The organism is Siphonobacter sp. (genome assembly GCF_048595215.1).
Lineage (GTDB): Bacteria > Bacteroidota > Bacteroidia > Cytophagales > Spirosomataceae > Siphonobacter.
In genome coordinates this window covers 1-1,577 of sequence record NZ_JBMDWJ010000190.1, presented here as the reverse complement: position 1 = coordinate 1,577, position 1,577 = coordinate 1, and the positions used below count along the sequence as shown (strand labels likewise).

The following is a 1,577-nucleotide window of genomic DNA, read 5'->3' as shown; positions in this document are numbered from 1 at the left end:
AAAAAAACGTCTGAACTTACGTCCAGACGTTTTTTTATACCTCTACTGTTCACTATCCATCACTAACGCTTCGCCGTTCCCGATTGGTATCAGAAACCTAAAAGAGCCATTCCTTCATCCAGCTTGCCAACCCCGGAGGGGTTCAATGTCCTTAGCCCCGTATGCAATGCGGGGTATGGATGCGTCCCGCCCGGTAGGCACAGCCTACCAACGCTTGCGTCCGTAGCAAATGCTACGGACAACCCGCCCCGTTCACTTTATCGGATTGTACCCATCACGACTGGAAACGGAAACCACAGCGGCGGCCGCTCTAAACTCCCCTACACCGCATATTCCTTCCGCCGCCAGAAGTACCAGCCTCCCCCCAACAGAGCAATCAGTACCAGCGGCCCGAGCAGATTGAGTACCTGCCAGGCCGTCCGGTTTTCGTCTACCTGTATTTTGTCAAGGGGGCGAAGTTTGAATTCCTTGGTACGGGCCGTAATGACGCCGTTATCGTCAAGCATGTAATCCATTGCATTCAGGATAAAATCCTTGTTGGCATACACGTGCCGATCCGAACTAAAGCGGTCGAAGCCCAGTGGTAAGGGTACTTCGCGTTTCGGATCAAAATCATTGAGAGCCATATCCCCATCGGCGACGACCACAATTTTCGAAGGCTGATCCTGTACGGCAAACCCTTTGGCTCGCGGGTCGTCGGGTAATAAGCGATTCCGGAATAGCGACGAGAACTTCCCTTCCAGTAAGTACGCCACGGCTTTAGGTCCGCCGTTGTACTGCGTGGGATCGGGTTTACGTCCCGCTTCATTGTAGGGAATCACCGCCGGAGCGTGCAGACTTTGCGTGTACGCAGACGTGAATAACAAGGGCGTTTTGCGAATCCCTTCGGCTCCTACCGTATCAAGTGAACCCACGTAACGTCCGTATAGGGCATCCAGATTTCGGGTGATGGGCGATTTCCCGAAGGAATTCAGTAATGGATAAAACCGCCAGGGCATGAGCTGAATGTTGGCTTTATCGCCCATCGTTCCAATATTCAGTGGTATTTCGGCGGACAGTAAATCTTTCACTACAACCGGGTTAGCCCGTAATCCGTACCGGAACAGCAGTTCGTCCAATTTCAGGTTCGTCGGCTGAGCGTATACGCCTTCGTTACCTACCGAATCGGTCTGTACCTGATCAATGAGGAACATGGCTTTTCCCCCGTGAACAATAAACTGATCGAGTTTGAGCTGATCATCTTCCGAAAATTCCTGATCGGGCTTCACAATCAGTACGGCGTCGAGTCCGCCCAGATTCGGGGAGGTTTGCAGGTTGACCTGATAGATTTCGTAATGTTTCTGCAAAGCCACAATCAGATCCGAAATGCGTACGGGATTGAGTTTCTTCGAAAACGTCGAAAGCAGTCCGATCTTTTTCTTTTCCTTCTGGGTAAGCTCCCGTAAAGCCGTCGCCAACGTGTACTCGATATTTTCCGCCGACAGATTCAGGTTTTCCTGAGCGGATTTAGAAATGTTGCCTTTCAGCAGTTGAACCGCCGTTTCCTTGTTCTGGTACGTCAGCAAGGCACCCGGCCA

At 51.6% G+C, this 1,577-nt stretch carries 1 protein-coding gene; it reads right to left on the bottom strand.

Annotated features, from left to right (window positions below; translation table 11 throughout):
* Positions 1-320 precede the first annotated feature (320 nt).
* The coding region (gldG, locus tag ACOJTG_RS11275; RefSeq protein WP_420153896.1) for a gliding motility-associated ABC transporter substrate-binding protein GldG at positions 321-1,577 on the bottom strand (1,257 nt) is incomplete at its 5' end.